This window comes from Chryseobacterium sp. MEBOG07 (assembly GCF_021869745.1).
Classification (GTDB): Bacteria; Bacteroidota; Bacteroidia; order Flavobacteriales; family Weeksellaceae; genus Chryseobacterium; species Chryseobacterium viscerum.
In genome coordinates this window covers 5,116,044-5,131,609 of record NZ_CP084579.1, presented here as the reverse complement: position 1 = coordinate 5,131,609, position 15,566 = coordinate 5,116,044, and the positions used below count along the sequence as shown (strand labels likewise).

General features: G+C 35.1%; 16 protein-coding genes and 1 pseudogene. 3 read left to right on the top strand and 14 right to left on the bottom strand.

Translation table 11 applies throughout. The features are described 5' to 3' along the window. The first annotated feature begins 201 nt into the window (after positions 1-201). On the top strand, positions 202-606 hold the full coding sequence (locus LF886_RS23645) for a hypothetical protein (RefSeq protein ID WP_236852063.1): 405 nt from the start codon (positions 202-204) through the stop codon (positions 604-606). 51 nt (positions 607-657) lie between these two features. Here the strand turns inward: LF886_RS23645 and LF886_RS23640 are convergent, their stop codons facing one another. The 6 genes and pseudogenes from LF886_RS23640 to LF886_RS23615 all read right to left on the bottom strand — a co-directional run bounded on the left by LF886_RS23640 (position 658) and on the right by LF886_RS23615 (position 5,115). Further along, positions 658-1,209 carry an inclusion body family protein gene (locus tag LF886_RS23640; protein ID WP_236852062.1) on the bottom strand — a complete coding sequence of 184 codons (552 nt, stop codon included), beginning with the start codon at positions 1,207-1,209 and terminating at the stop codon, positions 658-660. Between the two features lie 275 nt (positions 1,210-1,484). Next, the gene (locus LF886_RS23635) at positions 1,485-1,955 is read right to left on the bottom strand and encodes a DUF6702 family protein (protein ID WP_228447802.1); all 471 of its coding nucleotides are present in this window, start codon (positions 1,953-1,955) and stop codon (positions 1,485-1,487) included. Positions 1,956-2,013: 58 nt separating this feature from the next. Next, entirely contained in the window at positions 2,014-2,766 is a 753-nt protein-coding gene (locus LF886_RS23630; RefSeq protein ID WP_124532449.1) for a TIGR00730 family Rossman fold protein, read from the bottom strand. A gap of 9 nt (positions 2,767-2,775) precedes the next feature. After that, a pseudogene (locus LF886_RS23625) lies at positions 2,776-3,488 on the bottom strand (nucleotidyltransferase family protein). A 93-nt stretch (positions 3,489-3,581) separates the two neighbouring features. Continuing rightward, positions 3,582-3,989: an RNase adapter RapZ gene (locus LF886_RS23620; RefSeq protein WP_236852061.1), complete on the bottom strand. Its 408-nt coding sequence runs from the start codon at positions 3,987-3,989 to the stop codon at positions 3,582-3,584. Positions 3,990-4,095: 106 nt separating this feature from the next. Next, positions 4,096-5,115, bottom strand: a complete 1,020-nt coding sequence (locus tag LF886_RS23615; protein WP_236852060.1) for an aminoglycoside phosphotransferase family protein — start codon at positions 5,113-5,115, stop codon at positions 4,096-4,098. A 241-nt stretch (positions 5,116-5,356) separates the two neighbouring features. Here LF886_RS23615 and xrtF point away from each other — a divergent pair, with 241 nt between their 5' ends. Further along, positions 5,357-5,887, top strand: a complete 531-nt coding sequence (gene xrtF, locus LF886_RS23610) for an exosortase family protein XrtF (protein ID WP_236852059.1) — start codon at positions 5,357-5,359, stop codon at positions 5,885-5,887. Beyond that, on the top strand, positions 5,874-6,311 hold the full coding sequence (locus LF886_RS23605) for an exosortase F system-associated membrane protein (protein ID WP_236852058.1): 438 nt from the start codon (positions 5,874-5,876) through the stop codon (positions 6,309-6,311). The genes xrtF and LF886_RS23605 overlap by 14 nt, the downstream gene beginning before the upstream one ends. Positions 6,312-6,329: 18 nt before the next feature. Here the strand turns inward: LF886_RS23605 and LF886_RS23600 are convergent, their stop codons facing one another. From LF886_RS23600 to LF886_RS23565, 8 genes are all read right to left on the bottom strand, one after another. After that, on the bottom strand, positions 6,330-7,328 hold the full coding sequence (locus tag LF886_RS23600; RefSeq protein ID WP_236852057.1) for a cation diffusion facilitator family transporter: 999 nt from the start codon (positions 7,326-7,328) through the stop codon (positions 6,330-6,332). Positions 7,329-7,384: 56 nt separating this feature from the next. Next, positions 7,385-8,377 carry an aspartate-semialdehyde dehydrogenase gene (locus LF886_RS23595; protein ID WP_103231998.1) on the bottom strand — a complete coding sequence of 331 codons (993 nt, stop codon included), beginning with the start codon at positions 8,375-8,377 and terminating at the stop codon, positions 7,385-7,387. Between the two features lie 67 nt (positions 8,378-8,444). After that, entirely contained in the window at positions 8,445-8,885 is a 441-nt protein-coding gene (locus tag LF886_RS23590) for a hypothetical protein (protein ID WP_109737796.1), read from the bottom strand. A gap of 86 nt (positions 8,886-8,971) precedes the next feature. Further along, entirely contained in the window at positions 8,972-11,512 is a 2,541-nt protein-coding gene (locus LF886_RS23585; protein ID WP_236852056.1) for a TonB-dependent receptor, read from the bottom strand. A 208-nt stretch (positions 11,513-11,720) separates the two neighbouring features. Next, positions 11,721-12,581, bottom strand: a complete 861-nt coding sequence (gene nadC / locus LF886_RS23580) for a carboxylating nicotinate-nucleotide diphosphorylase (protein WP_236852055.1) — start codon at positions 12,579-12,581, stop codon at positions 11,721-11,723. Between the two features lie 10 nt (positions 12,582-12,591). Next, positions 12,592-13,224, bottom strand: a complete 633-nt coding sequence (locus tag LF886_RS23575; RefSeq protein ID WP_236852054.1) for a hypothetical protein — start codon at positions 13,222-13,224, stop codon at positions 12,592-12,594. A 14-nt stretch (positions 13,225-13,238) separates the two neighbouring features. Then, positions 13,239-14,810 carry an L-aspartate oxidase gene (gene nadB, locus LF886_RS23570; protein ID WP_103232002.1) on the bottom strand — a complete coding sequence of 524 codons (1,572 nt, stop codon included), beginning with the start codon at positions 14,808-14,810 and terminating at the stop codon, positions 13,239-13,241. A 31-nt stretch (positions 14,811-14,841) separates the two neighbouring features. Continuing rightward, on the bottom strand, positions 14,842-15,468 hold the full coding sequence (locus tag LF886_RS23565) for an NAD(P)H-dependent oxidoreductase (RefSeq protein ID WP_236852053.1): 627 nt from the start codon (positions 15,466-15,468) through the stop codon (positions 14,842-14,844). Positions 15,469-15,566 lie beyond the last annotated feature (98 nt).

Here is a 15,566-nt window from a genome sequence, read left to right as displayed (position 1 = left end):
AAAAGCTGCCTGATTTTATTTTTAATAGTGAATATTAAATTAAATCCACTGAGAATTTTATATTTTTATTTCTGAAAATAATAGTAAAATATAGAACCCATATTTAAAATAGAATATTTCATTTATGCTTTAAATCATACTTATACCGATGAGTCCCATACAGATACCAAATTTATCGGATTTACCAATAGTGTTGAAGACTTGGAAGAGTTAAAATCTAAAGCAATTATTCTGTCTGGATTCAGAGATTATCCCGAATGCTTTGTTACAGATTTTTATATACTGGATAAAATACATTGGTATGAAGGATTTCAGGAGGTTATTGGGGAAATAGGTCGTTATTATATTGAGAAAGGTGATGTGATAGATAAAAGCAGTATCTCAATAAAGGAATTAGGTTTAAATACTGTTTTTAGCGTTAGCCATTATTATACAATACATACTTTTTTGAATGATGAAAGATATATTGGAGTATTTTCATCCTTAGAAAAAGCAGAAAATGCTATTGAGGAACTGAAAAACAAGTCTGGTTTTAAAGACTATCAAAATGATTTTGATATTAGTGAATTAGATCTTGATATTCTTTTTTGGCCTACAGGATTCTGAAATGTTAAAAAGCAAAAACCACTGCACCGGCAGTGGTTTTTTTATTTTCTTTTATTTAACTGTAATTGTTGGATCCCAGTAAAAGTAACCGTACAGAATCTGTTTGTTACTGTCATTTGGATCTAAAATGTAAAGTCCGAACTGTACATAGAAGTTCTCTTTACCTGTTGATCTTACCTTAGAGTCGATACTGGCGAAAGTGATATCTGCAGAGGTGGCAGGGAGGCCGTTTAAGGAATTTACATCCGGTACAGCAGCTTGTTTTCTTCTAACAGAATTGTATACGAAATTATTAAAAACCTGATCTCCGGACCAGTATTTAATATTATAAATAATAACTGCGTCATCCGAATTCTGATAGATTGAAGTTCCTCTGAAAGAAACCGTGTCTCCGGCTCTTGCGCTGAAGTTCAGATCAGCTGAACCCTGCCCGGAAATAGCGTTGGCATTCGAAACGATCATGTGCTGGCTGTTATGATCAATTCCTACAGGTCTATTAGGATCTGTACTAGGACTTTTATAATTTGCTCGTACATAATCCGTGTCTATTACAATCAGGACATCTATTGCCTGGCTGGATGATTTAAGTTCTATGTCTTCCATGATACTTAGTTTTAGTTTGGTGTTTTCTTACTCATTTGGCTTTTCAGATTTCGCCCCGTTATTAAAGTGATACGGCTTCACGTATTTGGTTGTAATTACAATACAAATGTACATTGCTGAAAATGAAAATATTAGAGTGGAAATGCTGAAATTTGAGATTAGGTATTTGTACTTAACTTATCTTTTGGATGTGATTTTTTGGAATGCAAAAAAATACCCTGAAAAGTTCAACTTTCCAGGGTACCCATTTTATAATGGTTAAATCTAATTCACGTTTAAAAAGAAACCTCGTTCACTTCTTTTCCTCTTTGAAAATTCATTGTTTTCTGGCTGCCTTTGTAGGCAATGTTTACCAGATTGATCTGCTTAGGAAAAGCGCTTAAAAGGATCGTATTTTTAATCTTTAAGGTGCTGATATCCGAAACGCCTCCGGTCTCAAAATACACCCATACAGTTTCTCCACTGACCTGACTTCCTGTGAAGGTAATCGTTTTAGGAGACCCATTGACAAATACATCAAAATTATTGTTCACATATTTTTTCACCTCTGCTTCAAATCCAGCCGTGTTAGGGTTAATTTTAATAGCGTCAGAGATATGGCTTGTATTCATTTTTGTGGTAAACTTCAATGTTTTGCTTCCATCAATATAGTCAACTTTGGTCATTGAAGAGAAAAAGTCTACATACATAAAACTCGTTAACACAAAAAATGTTAAAATACCTGATATATATAAAAGTTTTTTCATCTTAATTAATAGATTTACAATCATACTTGTTAGTTATAAGTCACAAATAATATGCCAATTAAAAATTTACATTCACAGAATACTTATCATAAAAAGCTTTAATATGTGCTACAGCCTCATCAGCAGTATCTACCACACGATAAAGATCCAAATCATCTTCAGCAATCATTCCTTCTTTCAAGAGCGTTGCCTTGAACCAATCTAATAATCCTCCCCAGAATTCACTTCCTACCAAAACGATAGGAAACTTTCCAATTTTGTTGGTCTGAATCAAAGTCATTGCCTCAGTCAGCTCGTCCAATGTCCCGAAACCTCCCGGCATAACCACGAAACCTTGAGAATATTTTACAAACATTACTTTTCTTACGAAAAAGTAATCAAAATTCATGGAATAGGATTTATTGATGTAAGGATTAAAATGCTGTTCAAAAGGAAGATCAATATTAAGTCCGATAGATCTTCCTTTAGCATTGAATGCTCCTTTATTTCCAGCTTCCATCACTCCCGGACCGCCTCCGGTAATGATTCCGAACCCTAATTTGGTGATCTTTTCAGCAATATCTACAGCCATTTCATAGTATTTGTTCTCCGGCTTCAGTCGTGCTGAACCGAATATAGAAACACATGGGCCAATTTTAGCCAGTTTTTCATAGCCGTCTACAAATTCAGCCATCACCTTGAAAACCATCCAGCTGTCTTTAGCGATGGTTTCGTCCCAGGTTTTTTGTCTGAAGCTATTATGTAGTTTTGTTTCGTTTATGTCAAGTTCTGGATTTACTAAACTTTCATCCCTAGTTCCATCAATTTCCATTGCAAAATTTTATTTAAAATGTTTTTCGGCTTCTGTTACGGATGCCGGTCTTCCGACATCGATAAGAATGCTGTCATGTACAAAACCGTGTATATGCTCGGTTTGCATCAGATCCAGATATTCTTCCATAACAGAAAATTTGCCTGTTCTTTTTATTTTTCAAAGATGAGAGGATTGATACAATGAATTCCGCTGAAAGCAAGAGCTTTAAAACCTTTGTTGAATTCTGCCAGTCTCTGTTCTCCTGATTGTACATTCAGCCAGCCTCTCAAAACCATATCATCGTTGAAAAGGAGTTTTCTCGAACTTTCTCTGTCCGAAACCGCTAAAGTAGCAAAATCTTTTATCTTTTTGTGGTATTCTACCAATGCATTGATGTTCAGCCCGGTTAGAATATCAGAATTCATGATTAAAAAATCTTCTCCATGATCAAGAAATTTTCTTGCAAAAATCAAGCCGCCACCTGTTTCAAGAAGTTCATTGGTTTCATCAGAAATCTCAATCTTACATCCGAAATTATTGTTTTTATTTAAGAAATCAACAATTTGGTTCCCAAAATGATGAATGTTGATCACAAAATCCGTGATTCCAAAACTTTTCAGGTAATTGATATTTCTTTCAAGAAGTGGAATACCATTCACCTTTGCTAATGCTTTCGGATGATGATCTGTAAACGGTTTAAGCCTGGTACCTTTCCCTGCTGCGAAAATTAGAGCTTTCATTTTTTATAATTGATAAATGGTAATTGATGAATGATAATACTTTGTATCATAAATAAGTGATAATTAAATCATTTATCAATGATCGCTTATCATTTATTTATTCAGTTGTGGTTGTTCATCATGATGAAGGGTGATCTCAGTTCCTTCAGGATATTTTTCTCTGATAAATTCTGCGATTTTTATTGCTGAATATACCGATCTGTGCTGTCCTCCTGTGCATCCGAAATTGATCTGCAGGTGTTCAAAGCCTCTTTCAAGATAATCGTCAATATTAATGGAAACAAGAGATTTTACCAATTCTAAAAACGTTGGCATTTCGGTTTTTGTTTCCAGATATTCCTGAACTCCTATATCGTTTCCGGTCTGGATTTTATATTCTTCAATTCTTCCGGGATTTAAAATTCCACGACAGTCAAAAGCGAAGCCTCCGCCGTTTCCTGAATTGTCTTTAGGAATTCCTCCTTTCTTGTATGAAAAACTGTGTATCTCGATGTGTAGCATATTCTTTTTTTAATTTTTAAACCATTAAGGTTTATTTAGTGATGTTGTAAGTACTTTCTACTTTGCTCAAATATTTCAATCTTGAAGTCTGAGCCGAGTTGAAGACTTAGTTATTTAATATCTCCTCAATTTTTTGTTTTGTCCTCTCTGATGTCAACTGCTGAATTACTTTTTTCAACTCTGGATAGTTATTCATCTGTTCCCAGGAGTCGGCAAACTGTGTTATATTTTGAATTCCTTTCTCCAGACTGGTCATGAAGTGTTGTTTCCTCTGAATCAATCCTCTGAACCCATAAGCTCCTAAAACCTGTAAAAATCTCATCATTTGAATAGGCATAACTGCATTTCTCAACTGGATTCTCGTTTCAGGGTTTTCAAACTGCTGAATATAAAAATCCAGCATTTCCTGTTTAAAATCTTCCGGGAAATTAGCTTTAGCCTGAAAAAGGAAAGAGATGACATCATACATTAATGGTCCCTTCATTGCAGACTGATAATCGATAAAAGAAACTTCATTTTTTTCATCTACCATGATATTTCTTGCCTGAAAATCACGGATCATAATTCCTTTAGTTTCAATATTTTCAATAAGTATTACAATCTTTTTGAATTCTTTCAGAAGAGTAGACTTGTTGTATTCGAGCTCAAGGACATCGGCTACAAAGTTTTTAAAATAATAAAGATCATGAATCACAGGAAGTTCATCATAGCTCTCATATTCAAACGTTCTGGAAAAATCAATTTTCCCCTGAGTTTGTATTTGCATCCGGAAAAGCTTTTCTAATGTCTGCTTTACCAAAGATCTTACGGTGGGAGATAGTTGTTCTTTGGCAATCACCTCTGAAAGTGTATGTTGGCCCAAAAACTCCTGGATATACATTTTTCTGTCTTCAGAAACAGCAAGAATGGTAGGAGTGTTAAGGCTCAGTTCTGAGAATATTTTGGAATAGTAAAGAAAGCTTTCATTTTCCGGAATATTTTCATTGTAAGTAATGATATATTTTTCAGAAGTGACAGTGGCGAGGAAGTTTACCCTCGCTGAACCGCTTTGAGCTAATGTGACGAATTCGGAAGATTTTTTACCCAAATGGTTTTCAAAAAATCGTTTTGCGTTTTCAGAAGTCATAATATGGAAACAAATATACTAAATTAACATGAGTTGGAAATTATAGTTTAAAGGAGTGGAATGTATGAAGGAAAAGAATGTTATCATTATGATATAAAATGAATTGTTGAATATTAGTTTTACTGCCTATTTTTAAGAAAATTTTCAACTGTATATCCCGTAATAATGGCATATCATCTTTGGTTTTTAACTTTCTTAATTCAAATTCAGGATATTACAGTCTAATTTTTATCTTTGTACTATGCTGAAAGACTTTAAACCTGTTTTAGGTATTTTACTGCGTTTTATTATTATTTATCTGGTGCTGCTTTTTGCTTATCAGTTCTACCTGAATAGTGGTAAAGATTCCGGGCTGGATTCTTTTTCAAGAGTCATTGCCAATCAGGTGGTTGTTCTGCAGAATGCCATAGGCTATCCTACGGAACTTTATGATGACGTAAAGAATGAACAGGTTTGGTTTTATGTTAACCAACGCTATGAGACGAGAATGGTAGAGGGCTGCAATGCTGTTTCTGTCATCATTCTATTTGTCTCTTTTGTTTTTGCTTTTTATAAAGGGATGAAGACCTTTGTCTTTGTTGGAGTAGGATTGGTTATTCTGTATATAATGAATCTTCTGAGAATCATCGGATTGAATATCGTAATGTCAGATTATAAAGAGTATGGTAAAATGTTCCATGATTTTATTTTCCCTGCCATCATTTATGGGACTGTTGTTGTACTTTGGCTGATCTGGATTAAATTTTTTGCATTAAAACATGAAAATTCTTAACTGGCTTCTGATTATTGCAGGAATCTGCGGATTGATAAGTGTAAGAGTTCTGGAGGACCGTCTTTTTTATGATCCTTTCCTTACTTACTTTCATGAAGCGAATAAAAATATTGAATACCCTGCATTTGAATGGGGAAAACTGGTTCTTGGACATGTCTTCAGATTTGTTTTAAATCTTTTGTTTTCCTGCCTGATTATCTATGGCTTATTTAAAAACAAACAATGGACGGTACAGGGAGCCGTGATGATGCTAATTGTCTTTGCAATTGCTCTGCCGATTTATCTGTATTGTATTCATGATCAATTTGAAATAGGGTATCTTTTTTCTTTTTATATGAGAAGATTTGTAATTCAACCTTTGATTATACTATTGATTGTCCCCATGTTTTATTACAGAAAGCAGATGATTGGTAAAGGCAGCTGAGAATGTGAATTGCGTGACCTATTCTGCAGTGTGCTTATCAACACTGGTGATATTTTCCGGAGTCCATTGTACACGTTTTACGAAGTCTTTTTCACGGACAGGACATTCTTTGATCTGGCAGACCGGGCATGAAATGGGTTTACAATCATCCATATGAAAATTGAACTCAATACTGCGCTTCATGTTTTTAGCCAGAAGGATAATTACTTTTTCCATTTCTCCATGAGCATCACGAAGGTCATAATACCACGGAAGAGTAATATGAGCATCAATATGAAGAGAAGAACCAAACTGCTGAATTTTCATATTGTGTACATCAATCCATTCTACGTGTCTGTTTTCTTCAAGAATTCTGATCACCTGGTTTAGTATTTCAGGATCCTGTTCATCCATAATACCGCTTAACGATTTTCGGACGATTTTATAGCCTACAAAGATGATATAAAGCCCAAAAGTTAATGCTACTGCAGAGTCAAGCCAATAGATTTTGGTGAAATAAACGATCACTAAGCTGGCTACCACACCAAGGGTTGTAATGGTGTCAGACTGTAGATGTTTTCCTGATGAAATGAGAACCAAAGAATTTTCTCTTTCCCCCTTTTTTATGGAAATATATCCCAGAAGATAATTAATAACGGCAGTGGCAGCAATGATCCATATACCCAGATCTATTTTGCTGAGCGTTTTTCCTACGATAAGACTGTGAATCCCTTCATAAATAATCATAATGCCGGCAATAGCAATCAGGGCGCCTTCAATCCCGGAGGTAACGAATTCTACTTTTCCGTGGCCGTACGGATGGTCTTCATCTTTGGGTTTGGCAGCAAGATGAAGGGAATAGAGTCCCATGAATGCACTGATGACATTGACGATACTTTCCATAGCATCGGAAAATACAGCGTCAGAATTGGTGAGCTTCCAGGCAATAATCTTTCCTACGAAAAGGATGATTCCAAATGCTGCGATCAGCTTTTGAAATCCTATTTTCTCTTTGTGGGTATTTTTCTGGGTATTCATAAAGTGTTTGATAAAAAAAGAATCTCAATTCTGAGACTCTTTTTTATTTTGTTAGTTTATACTAAGTTGTTTGCTACAAGGTATTCTGCGATTTGTACAGCGTTTGTTGCTGCTCCTTTCCTCAGATTGTCTGCTACGATCCAGAGGTTGAGCGTTTTGGGCTGTGACAGGTCCCTTCTTATTCTTCCTACGAAAACTTCATCTTTCCCTTCTGAGTACAGCGGCATCGGGTAATGGTTGTTTTTCACATCGTCCATTACAATTACACCAGGGGTTTCAGCTAAGATTTTTCTTACTTCATCCAGTTCGAATTCATTTTCGAATTCAATATTCACACTTTCAGAATGTCCTCCCTGTACCGGAACTCTTACAGCAGTTGCTGTTAAGTTAAAGGTATCGTCTCCTAAAATTTTCTTAGGTTCCTTCATCAGTTTGATCTCTTCTTTTGTGTAATCATCATCAGAAAATACATCACAGTGTGGCAATGCATTTTTGAAGATCTGATAAGGATATACTTTTTCGATAGAGTCATTTCCGCTGATCTCACCATTTAACTGGTCTACAGCAGCTTTACCTGTTCCTGTTACAGACTGGTAAGTAGAAACAACCACTCTCTTTAAATCATATTTCTTGTTCAAAGGTCCAAGAACCATTACCAACTGAATGGTAGAACAATTCGGATTTGCAATGATTTTATCTTCTTTAGTCAAAACATCAGCATTGATCTCAGGAACGACTAATTTTTTATCAGGATCCATTCTCCATGCAGAAGAATTATCAATTACTGTTGTTCCTGCTTCTGCAAATAACGGAGCGAATTCAAGAGAAGTAGAACCACCTGCAGAGAAGATTGCAATATCCGGTTTGGCAGCTATAGCGTCCTTCATGCTTACAATAGTAAATTCCTTCTGTTTATACTTCACCTTCTTGCCTACAGATCTTTCGGATGCTACCGGGATTAATTCTGTTACAGGGAAGTTTCTCTCCTCCAAAACTTTAAGCATAACTTGTCCAACCATTCCTGTTGAACCTACTACAGCTACTTTCATTGATTTAATTAAAAATTTAAGATTAAACTATTTATAAATTATAACACATATAATTTCTTTATCTATTTTAAGCTCCAAAGACTCTTACCCAAGGGAACGCAAATGCAAATAAACCTGCTGCGATCAATCCCATAATAACGATTCCCAGAGAGATCGTGTCGTTGGATTTTACTTTTTTGTTAATAATGGTCATCAACACTGCTGCGATTAACATAGAGAAAGGGTGCTCAACAAATGTTTGTCTGCTGTAAGGGTCTTTCATTAATGTTCCTGCATCTAAAGCAGCTTTGAAACCTGGAGAAAATATGAATAACAAGCATATTCCTAATAAAAACTGAACGTGGAAGAAAATCATCGTGAAGAGCGTTGTCTTCTTTAGAAATTTGTTCACTTTTCCACTGAAGCCAAACATAGTAGCTAAAAGTGCAATGATAAATAATGCAACCAAAAGAAGTTCTAAATATCCAAATCCTTTGTGTGCACTAAGAAAAATCTTGTAAAAATCCATAATCCTATTTTTTTGTACACAAAGATAACAAAAATCCCGGCTCGAAGCCGGGATTGATATTTATAAAATCTAATATTATGATATTATTAGAAGTTGAATGATAAGGTTGCTGCCCAAGTTCTTCCGAATCCGAAATACACCTGATTCGCTGTTGCAACACCTTTATATAAATTACCTGCTTGTTCGTATGTTTGTGTAGCACCTGTTGCTTTATCATCAGCATGAATAGCTGTTAGAGATTCCGCGATGTAAGTTGTATCAAACACATTGTATACATTTCCTCTAATTGTAAAGAACTGTGAAGGGTTTTTTAATTTAATTTTATAAGAAATCCCTAGATCAAACAAATGATAATCAGGAAGCTGAAGAGCTCCTTTAGCAGATGAGCTGCTGTAAGAGTATACATCTAGTGAAGAATATAGCTTGTTAGCATATCTCCAGTTCATATCTACTTTTAAATCTTTAACAGGAGTAACTGTAATACCTAGAGCTGCAGTCATCTGAGCAGATTCTCCTACTTTTACTTTATCTAAATTAAGTGTTAGTTCATTAGAAGTATTTCCTGGAATAATATATGGTGAATTATCCGTATCGTTGAAAGTGGTAGCATTTGCAGTTCCTTTATAACGCCAGTCTCCTATTGAGAACATACCGTAAGCAGATAAGAATTTGTTAATAACTAGATTAGCATCAAATTCAATACCTTGGTGAATTTCACTTAGGCCATTGATTTCAGCATAATAAGTTGTTCTTACCTTGGTTGCTGGATCTGTATAAGATAATCCTGTCTTTCTTTGATATCTGTCATCCCAAGTAGTTCTGTAGATGTTTACATTAGCATTGAATTTAGAAGATCTAAATCCATATCCAAGTTCGGCTCCAAAGATTTTTTCATTGGTTGCATCTGGAGAAACCACATTTTCATTACTTCTATAAATAGAGTTAAAGAAAGGTTGTTTTTCATAATATCCTACGTTACCAAATACATTATGGTGTTCGTTGATGTTATAGTTTAATCCCCCTTTGATGTTGTAACCAGTTAGGTTTTTGTAATCAGTTGTTGTAGGCATGATGGTACCATTCTTAGATTTAGTAACATTATCAATGATAAAGTTATCTATTCTCTGGAATCCTTGGTTAGAAACTGATCCCTGTACAAATGCAGAGAAATCATTCTTTGTATACTCCAATTGTCCAAATGCTCCATACCAAAGTACATTAGAATCATTGCTATAACCGATTCTGTTATTGATATCCATTAGCTTACCTCCAAAAGGATTCCATTTTGGATCTGTACTTTCAGTGGCAGTTACAGTATTGTTACCAACGTTTTTATTGTTTTTATCAAGATAACCAGATCCTCCTAATAGATCGCTAACTACCTGATAGTGGTATCCTTGGTAGTATCTAGCGTCAACACCAGCACTGATTTTGAAATTTTCATTGAAACGGTGATTGAAAGAAGAGATCAATCCAAACCAGTTGTGAGAATTAATAGAAGAGTTTCTAATTAATATCCCTTTTGTAGGGTTTGAAGCTTGGTTTGCTGCATAAATTGCATCAAAGTTATAAAGTCCAGTATTAGGATCTCTGAAAGTACTTAGAGCTTTACCATTTGCTGTACCTGTTGTATTGGTACCACCACCTCTACCAAAAGAAGCATAAACAACTGTATTAAGTTTTGATTTTTCACTTATATTCCAATCCCAGTTTAAAGACATTACCGGCTTGTGATAATAATTTACTCTTGCAGAGTATTCTCTACCGTTTAAATATCCCCAGTCAGAGTTATATTTTCTATCTGGTGTCCCATCGTGATCCTGGTTGTAAAGAATATAGTTGTCAATTGTTGATGCATAAGATCTTTGGTTGTGCCATTGTGGAGCTCCAGTGATTGTGAATTGGAAATCATGGTTACCTCCAGGTTTCTGATACCCTAATGCAAAATAATAGTTATACCCTTCGAATTTAGTTCCATCTGCATACATAGAACCAGCTGTTCTACTCATTAAGAATGAAGAAGACCATCCTTTTGCAGATTTACCAGTGTTATAAGCAAATAAAGATTTCACATAGTCATTATTACCTATTCCTAAAGAAACAATCCCTCCCTGTTTTTTATCAGAAGCTCTTGTCAAGATGTTTACGGTACCTCCAATAGAAGCAATTGCTAATTTGGATGAACCAAGACCTCTTTGAACCTGCATTGCTGAAGTTACATCAGATAACCCAGCCCAGTTAGACCAATAAACAGAACCGTTTTCCATGTCGTTAACTGGCATACCATTTACCATTACAGCAATGTTGTTTTGACTGAATCCTCTAATGTTTAATTTAGAGTCTCCAAATCCACCACCACCTTTAGTTGCGTATACAGACGGTGTTGTATTCAGGATTTCAGGGAATTCCTGATTTCCTAATCTTTCAACAATTTGAGCTTCCTTAATTGTTGAAACTGCTACTGGAGTTTTTCTATCTTTAGCGATATCAGCAACACCAGTTAATACAACTTGTTCAATATCATTGGATTTTGTTTTTACAGTATCCTGAACTTGTTGAGCATAATAAACACTAGCTGTAGATAAAGTAATAACCGCAGATAGCATTGATTTGTTGATTAATTTCATAATCGTTAGTAATAGTTAGATTTAATTTTCTGCAAAATTCGCAAAATTAAATTTAACTATTATTAACTCAATGTTAATTTTTACTCAGTCTTAATAATGTTAATTTATTGACATTCAGTGTTTTGGGTAAAAATCGAATTTTAATATGAAAAAAGTCATGTTATTGTATTTTTAATAAAGTGCGTGTGTTTTTGTTAAAAATTCAACGCTATTTCACTGCTTTGAGACTCAAATCTATATTCTCAGCTGAGTGTGTAAGGGCTCCTACAGAGATAAATGTTACACCAGTGGATGCAATTTCTTTAAGCATATCACGGGTAATTCCACCTGAAGCTTCAGACTCACATGAACCGTTGATCATTTTTACAGCTTGCTCCATTGTTTTCACATCCATATTATCAAGCATAATTCTGTCAACCTTTGCTTTGATAGCTTCCTGAACTTCTTCAAGATTTCTTGTCTCAACCTCTATTTTTAGCTTTTTCTTATTCTTTTTAACATAATCCTTTGCCATTGCCACGGCATTGGTGATGCTTCCGTTGTAATCAATATGGTTGTCTTTCAGCATGATCATGTCATAAAGACCATATCTGTGATTGGTTCCTCCACCTATTGCAACAGCCCATTTTTCACACATTCTGAAGTTAGGCGTCGTTTTTCTTGTATCTAAAAGTTTAGTTTTTGTACCTACTAATCTTGAGTCCCAGTCATGGGTAAGGGTTGCAATACCGCTCATTCTCTGCATGCAATTAAGAACAAATCTCTCTGTAGAAAGGATAGATCTTGCGCTTCCTGTTACAATAAGTGCGACATCTCCGAATTTACATGGAGTTCCGTCTTTAATAAAAACTTCAACTTTTAAATTTTTATCAAAAGTATTGAAAATGATTTCTGCGAGCTCAACACCTGCAAGAATACAATCTTGTTTTACTAAAAGCTTTGCACTTTGTACAAGATCCTGCGGAATGGTAGACAGCGTAGAGTGATCACCATCCTGAATATCTTCTTCAAGCGCATTTTTTATGAATGTCTTTAATGCTTTATCGGTTACGTAGCTTGGTCTTTTCATATTTTTGATTTTAGTAATAAAAGGAAGATCTTTTTCCGAACAATATATCATGAATGATGAAGAGTAAAAGGACTTCATTTTCCTTCGCATCTATTTTTTCAAAATCTATAATGTCTTTTATTTTTATATTATTTTGATTAATACCTTGAAACTCTAATACTTGTTTTTCTTTTCGTCCTTGCGGTATCAATTTATAGCTCCATTTAAAATTATCCCAATCATACTCTTGAGTGTAGTAAATGATTTTTTCTTTATTGAATGTTAAAATTGGATATTGAGGATTGTTGACATAATAAAGAGTTAAGCGTAGCTTATTATCTATAATTATATTATTTAAATCAAATTTTAAACTTCCAGAATAATCTGGTTTTCCTAAACCTTTCATATTGCATAAAAGATTTAAAACTAAAGGATATTTGGATCCGGGAACAATAATTTTTTTTAATAAAGTTACTCCATATAATCCCAAAATCAGTCCTAAAAATAGTATTCCTGCAAGGATGACTATATTTGGGAAATCATCATTTTTTCCATTTTTCACCCAAAAATTCAATAATACAAAACCACAAATCAATGAAAGTATCATTCTTGAATAGAATAAAATATTGACTGTTGTAAGGATATTTAAATTCAGGGTTTTCACTAGTTTAATTAAAATTAAACCAAATCTTTATTATAAAACGCTCCCTTATTCTCGGTCATTTCCATCGACTGGTTAATGATGAGATGGGCAACGGTTGTTAAGTTTCTTAATTCTGAAAGTTGTGGAGAAAGAATAGAGTAGTGGTAGATTTCATCCACTGCTGCTGCAATCTCCTGGTGTTTCTGTAAAGCCATATTCAGACGTCTGTTGCTTCTTACGATACCTACCAGGTCACTCATCATTTCCTGAAGCTGTTTTCTGAGGTAGCTGACGATGACCATTTCATCCATGATTTTCATTCCCTCTTCATTCCATTCCGGAACGGCTTTCAGGTCATCAAAGTTGAAGCTGTTTTCATTCAGAAGTGCTACCGTTTTCATGGCAGCATTGTGTCCAAAAACCAATCCTTCAAGCAATGAGTTGGAAGCAAGTCTGTTAGCGCCATGAAGTCCTGAGTTGGTACATTCTCCTACAGCAAAAAGATTTCTGATGGAGGACTGTCCGTCTCTGTCTACTTCAATACCACCCATTAAATAGTGGCAGGCAGGTACAACAGGAATCAATTGAGTGAACGGATCAATTCCTTCATCTCTGCACTTCTTGTAAATATTTGGGAAATGTTCTAAGAATTTTTCATGATTCATTTCCTTACAATCTAAGCCTACAAATTCGTCTCCGGTAATTTTCATTTCGGCATCGATAGCTCTTGCAACAATGTCTCTGGATGCTAATTCTTCACGCTCGTCATATTTATGCATGAATTTTTCGCCTCTTTTTGTTCTTAATTTGGCGCCGTCTCCACGTACTGCTTCTGAAATTAAAAACAGCATTCCATCCATTTTGCTGTATAAAGCGGTTGGGTGGAACTGATAATACTGCATATTGGAAACCTTTCCTTTGGCACGGGCTACGAAAGCAATTCCGTCTCCTGTAGCAATGGTAGGGTTGGTTGTGTTTTTATAAACATGCCCTGCTCCTCCTGTAGCAACCAGTGTTATTTTAGAAGTGATTTTTTTGATTGTTTTGGATTTTTCATCCAGAATGTAGGCACCATAGCAGTGAATGTCTCCTTCATTAAGTTCTTTTCCGGGAACATGGTGTTGTGTAATGATATCAATTACATAATGATGGTCGAGGATTTCAATATTTGGGCTGCTTTTGGCTGTTTCCAATAAAGCTCTTTCAATCTCAAAACCTGTAATATCTTTATGGTGGACGATTCTGTTTTCAGTGTGGCCTCCTTCTCTTCCTAAAGCGAATTTGCCGTTCTTCATATCGAACTGAGCACCCCATTCTACAATTTCGTTGAACCTTGCGGGAGCTTCTCTTACGACCATTTCTACAACATCGCGTTTATTTTCTCCGTCACCGGCACGCATGGTATCATCAATATGTTTTTGAAAATTATCATTCTGAAAATCTGTAACAACAGCCAGACCACCTTGTGCATACTTGGTGTTGCTTTCGTCTTCGTCAGATTTGGTTACAATAATGATTTTGGCATCAGGGAGCTGTTCAGAAACTTTAATGGCATAGGAAAGTCCGGAAATACCGGAACCGATTACTAATACATCCGCTTTTATCATATGCTTACTTTAGGTACAATCGTTTAAAATATTAAATAAATTTAAACAATTTTTCGTTTGGTTTTCTTACTTTTTTCATGTGCTGGAAGTGGTCTTCTTCAGAACGGTAACCTAAAGCTAGGGTAACAGTTACTTTCTCTGTTTCAGAATCAATATTCAGAATTTCTTCTATAAGATCCTGACGGAAGCCTTCCATAGGACAAGAGTCTATACTTTCAATAGCGGCAGCGTACATAAGATTAGCCAATACAATATAAGACTGTTTTTCTGCCCAGTTGAAAATTTCATCCTGTGTTTTTTGGATGATATGCTGATTAATGCTATTTCTGAAAGGATCCAGCTTTTCTACGGGAGTATCCCTTACTTCAGAAATATGATTAAAATAGCCTCGGATATAATTCTCTTCAATGATTTTCTTTGAAATAATGACAACAAGATGAGAACAGGTGGAAATCTGAGATGGATTATAGAAAGCGGGAATCAATTTCTGCTTCATTTCCTCACTCTCAACAATGACAATTTTATAGGGCTGAAGTCCCAGCGAACTGGCAGACAGCTTTCCTGACTCAAGAATGTTGTGAAGAGTTTCCTGAGGAATAATCTGATGATTGAATTTTTTCACAGAATATCTTCTGCTTAAAGCTTCCAAATAATTCATATGACAAATTTAAGAATTGAATATGAATAAAGAGCCGTTAAAATGAAATATCTCCCGCTTGTTAATACAAAAAATCACCCCGACTGGCGGAGTGATTC

Bases quoted from the DNA above. Each gene is read 5' to 3' on its own strand.
- LF886_RS23600 (WP_236852057.1), bottom strand. From the start codon at position 7,328: ATGAATACCCAGAAAAATACCCACAAAGAGAAAATAGGATTTCAAAAG.
- nadB (WP_103232002.1), bottom strand. From the start codon at position 14,810: ATGATAAAAGCGGATGTATTAGTAATCGGTTCCGGTATTTCCGGACTT.
- LF886_RS23635 (WP_228447802.1), bottom strand. From the start codon at position 1,955: ATGAAAAAACTTTTATATATATCAGGTATTTTAACATTTTTTGTGTTA.
- LF886_RS23595 (WP_103231998.1), bottom strand. From the start codon at position 8,377: ATGAAAGTAGCTGTAGTAGGTTCAACAGGAATGGTTGGACAAGTTATG.
- LF886_RS23565 (WP_236852053.1), bottom strand. From the start codon at position 15,468: ATGAATTATTTGGAAGCTTTAAGCAGAAGATATTCTGTGAAAAAATTC.
- nadC (WP_236852055.1), bottom strand. From the start codon at position 12,581: ATGAAAAGACCAAGCTACGTAACCGATAAAGCATTAAAGACATTCATA.
- xrtF (WP_236852059.1), top strand. From the start codon at position 5,357: ATGCTGAAAGACTTTAAACCTGTTTTAGGTATTTTACTGCGTTTTATT.
- LF886_RS23620 (WP_236852061.1), bottom strand. From the start codon at position 3,989: ATGCTACACATCGAGATACACAGTTTTTCATACAAGAAAGGAGGAATT.
- LF886_RS23640 (WP_236852062.1), bottom strand. From the start codon at position 1,209: ATGGAAGACATAGAACTTAAATCATCCAGCCAGGCAATAGATGTCCTG.
- LF886_RS23630 (WP_124532449.1), bottom strand. From the start codon at position 2,766: ATGGAAATTGATGGAACTAGGGATGAAAGTTTAGTAAATCCAGAACTT.
- LF886_RS23615 (WP_236852060.1), bottom strand. From the start codon at position 5,115: ATGACTTCTGAAAACGCAAAACGATTTTTTGAAAACCATTTGGGTAAA.
- LF886_RS23605 (WP_236852058.1), top strand. From the start codon at position 5,874: ATGAAAATTCTTAACTGGCTTCTGATTATTGCAGGAATCTGCGGATTG.
- LF886_RS23590 (WP_109737796.1), bottom strand. From the start codon at position 8,885: ATGGATTTTTACAAGATTTTTCTTAGTGCACACAAAGGATTTGGATAT.
- LF886_RS23585 (WP_236852056.1), bottom strand. From the start codon at position 11,512: ATGAAATTAATCAACAAATCAATGCTATCTGCGGTTATTACTTTATCT.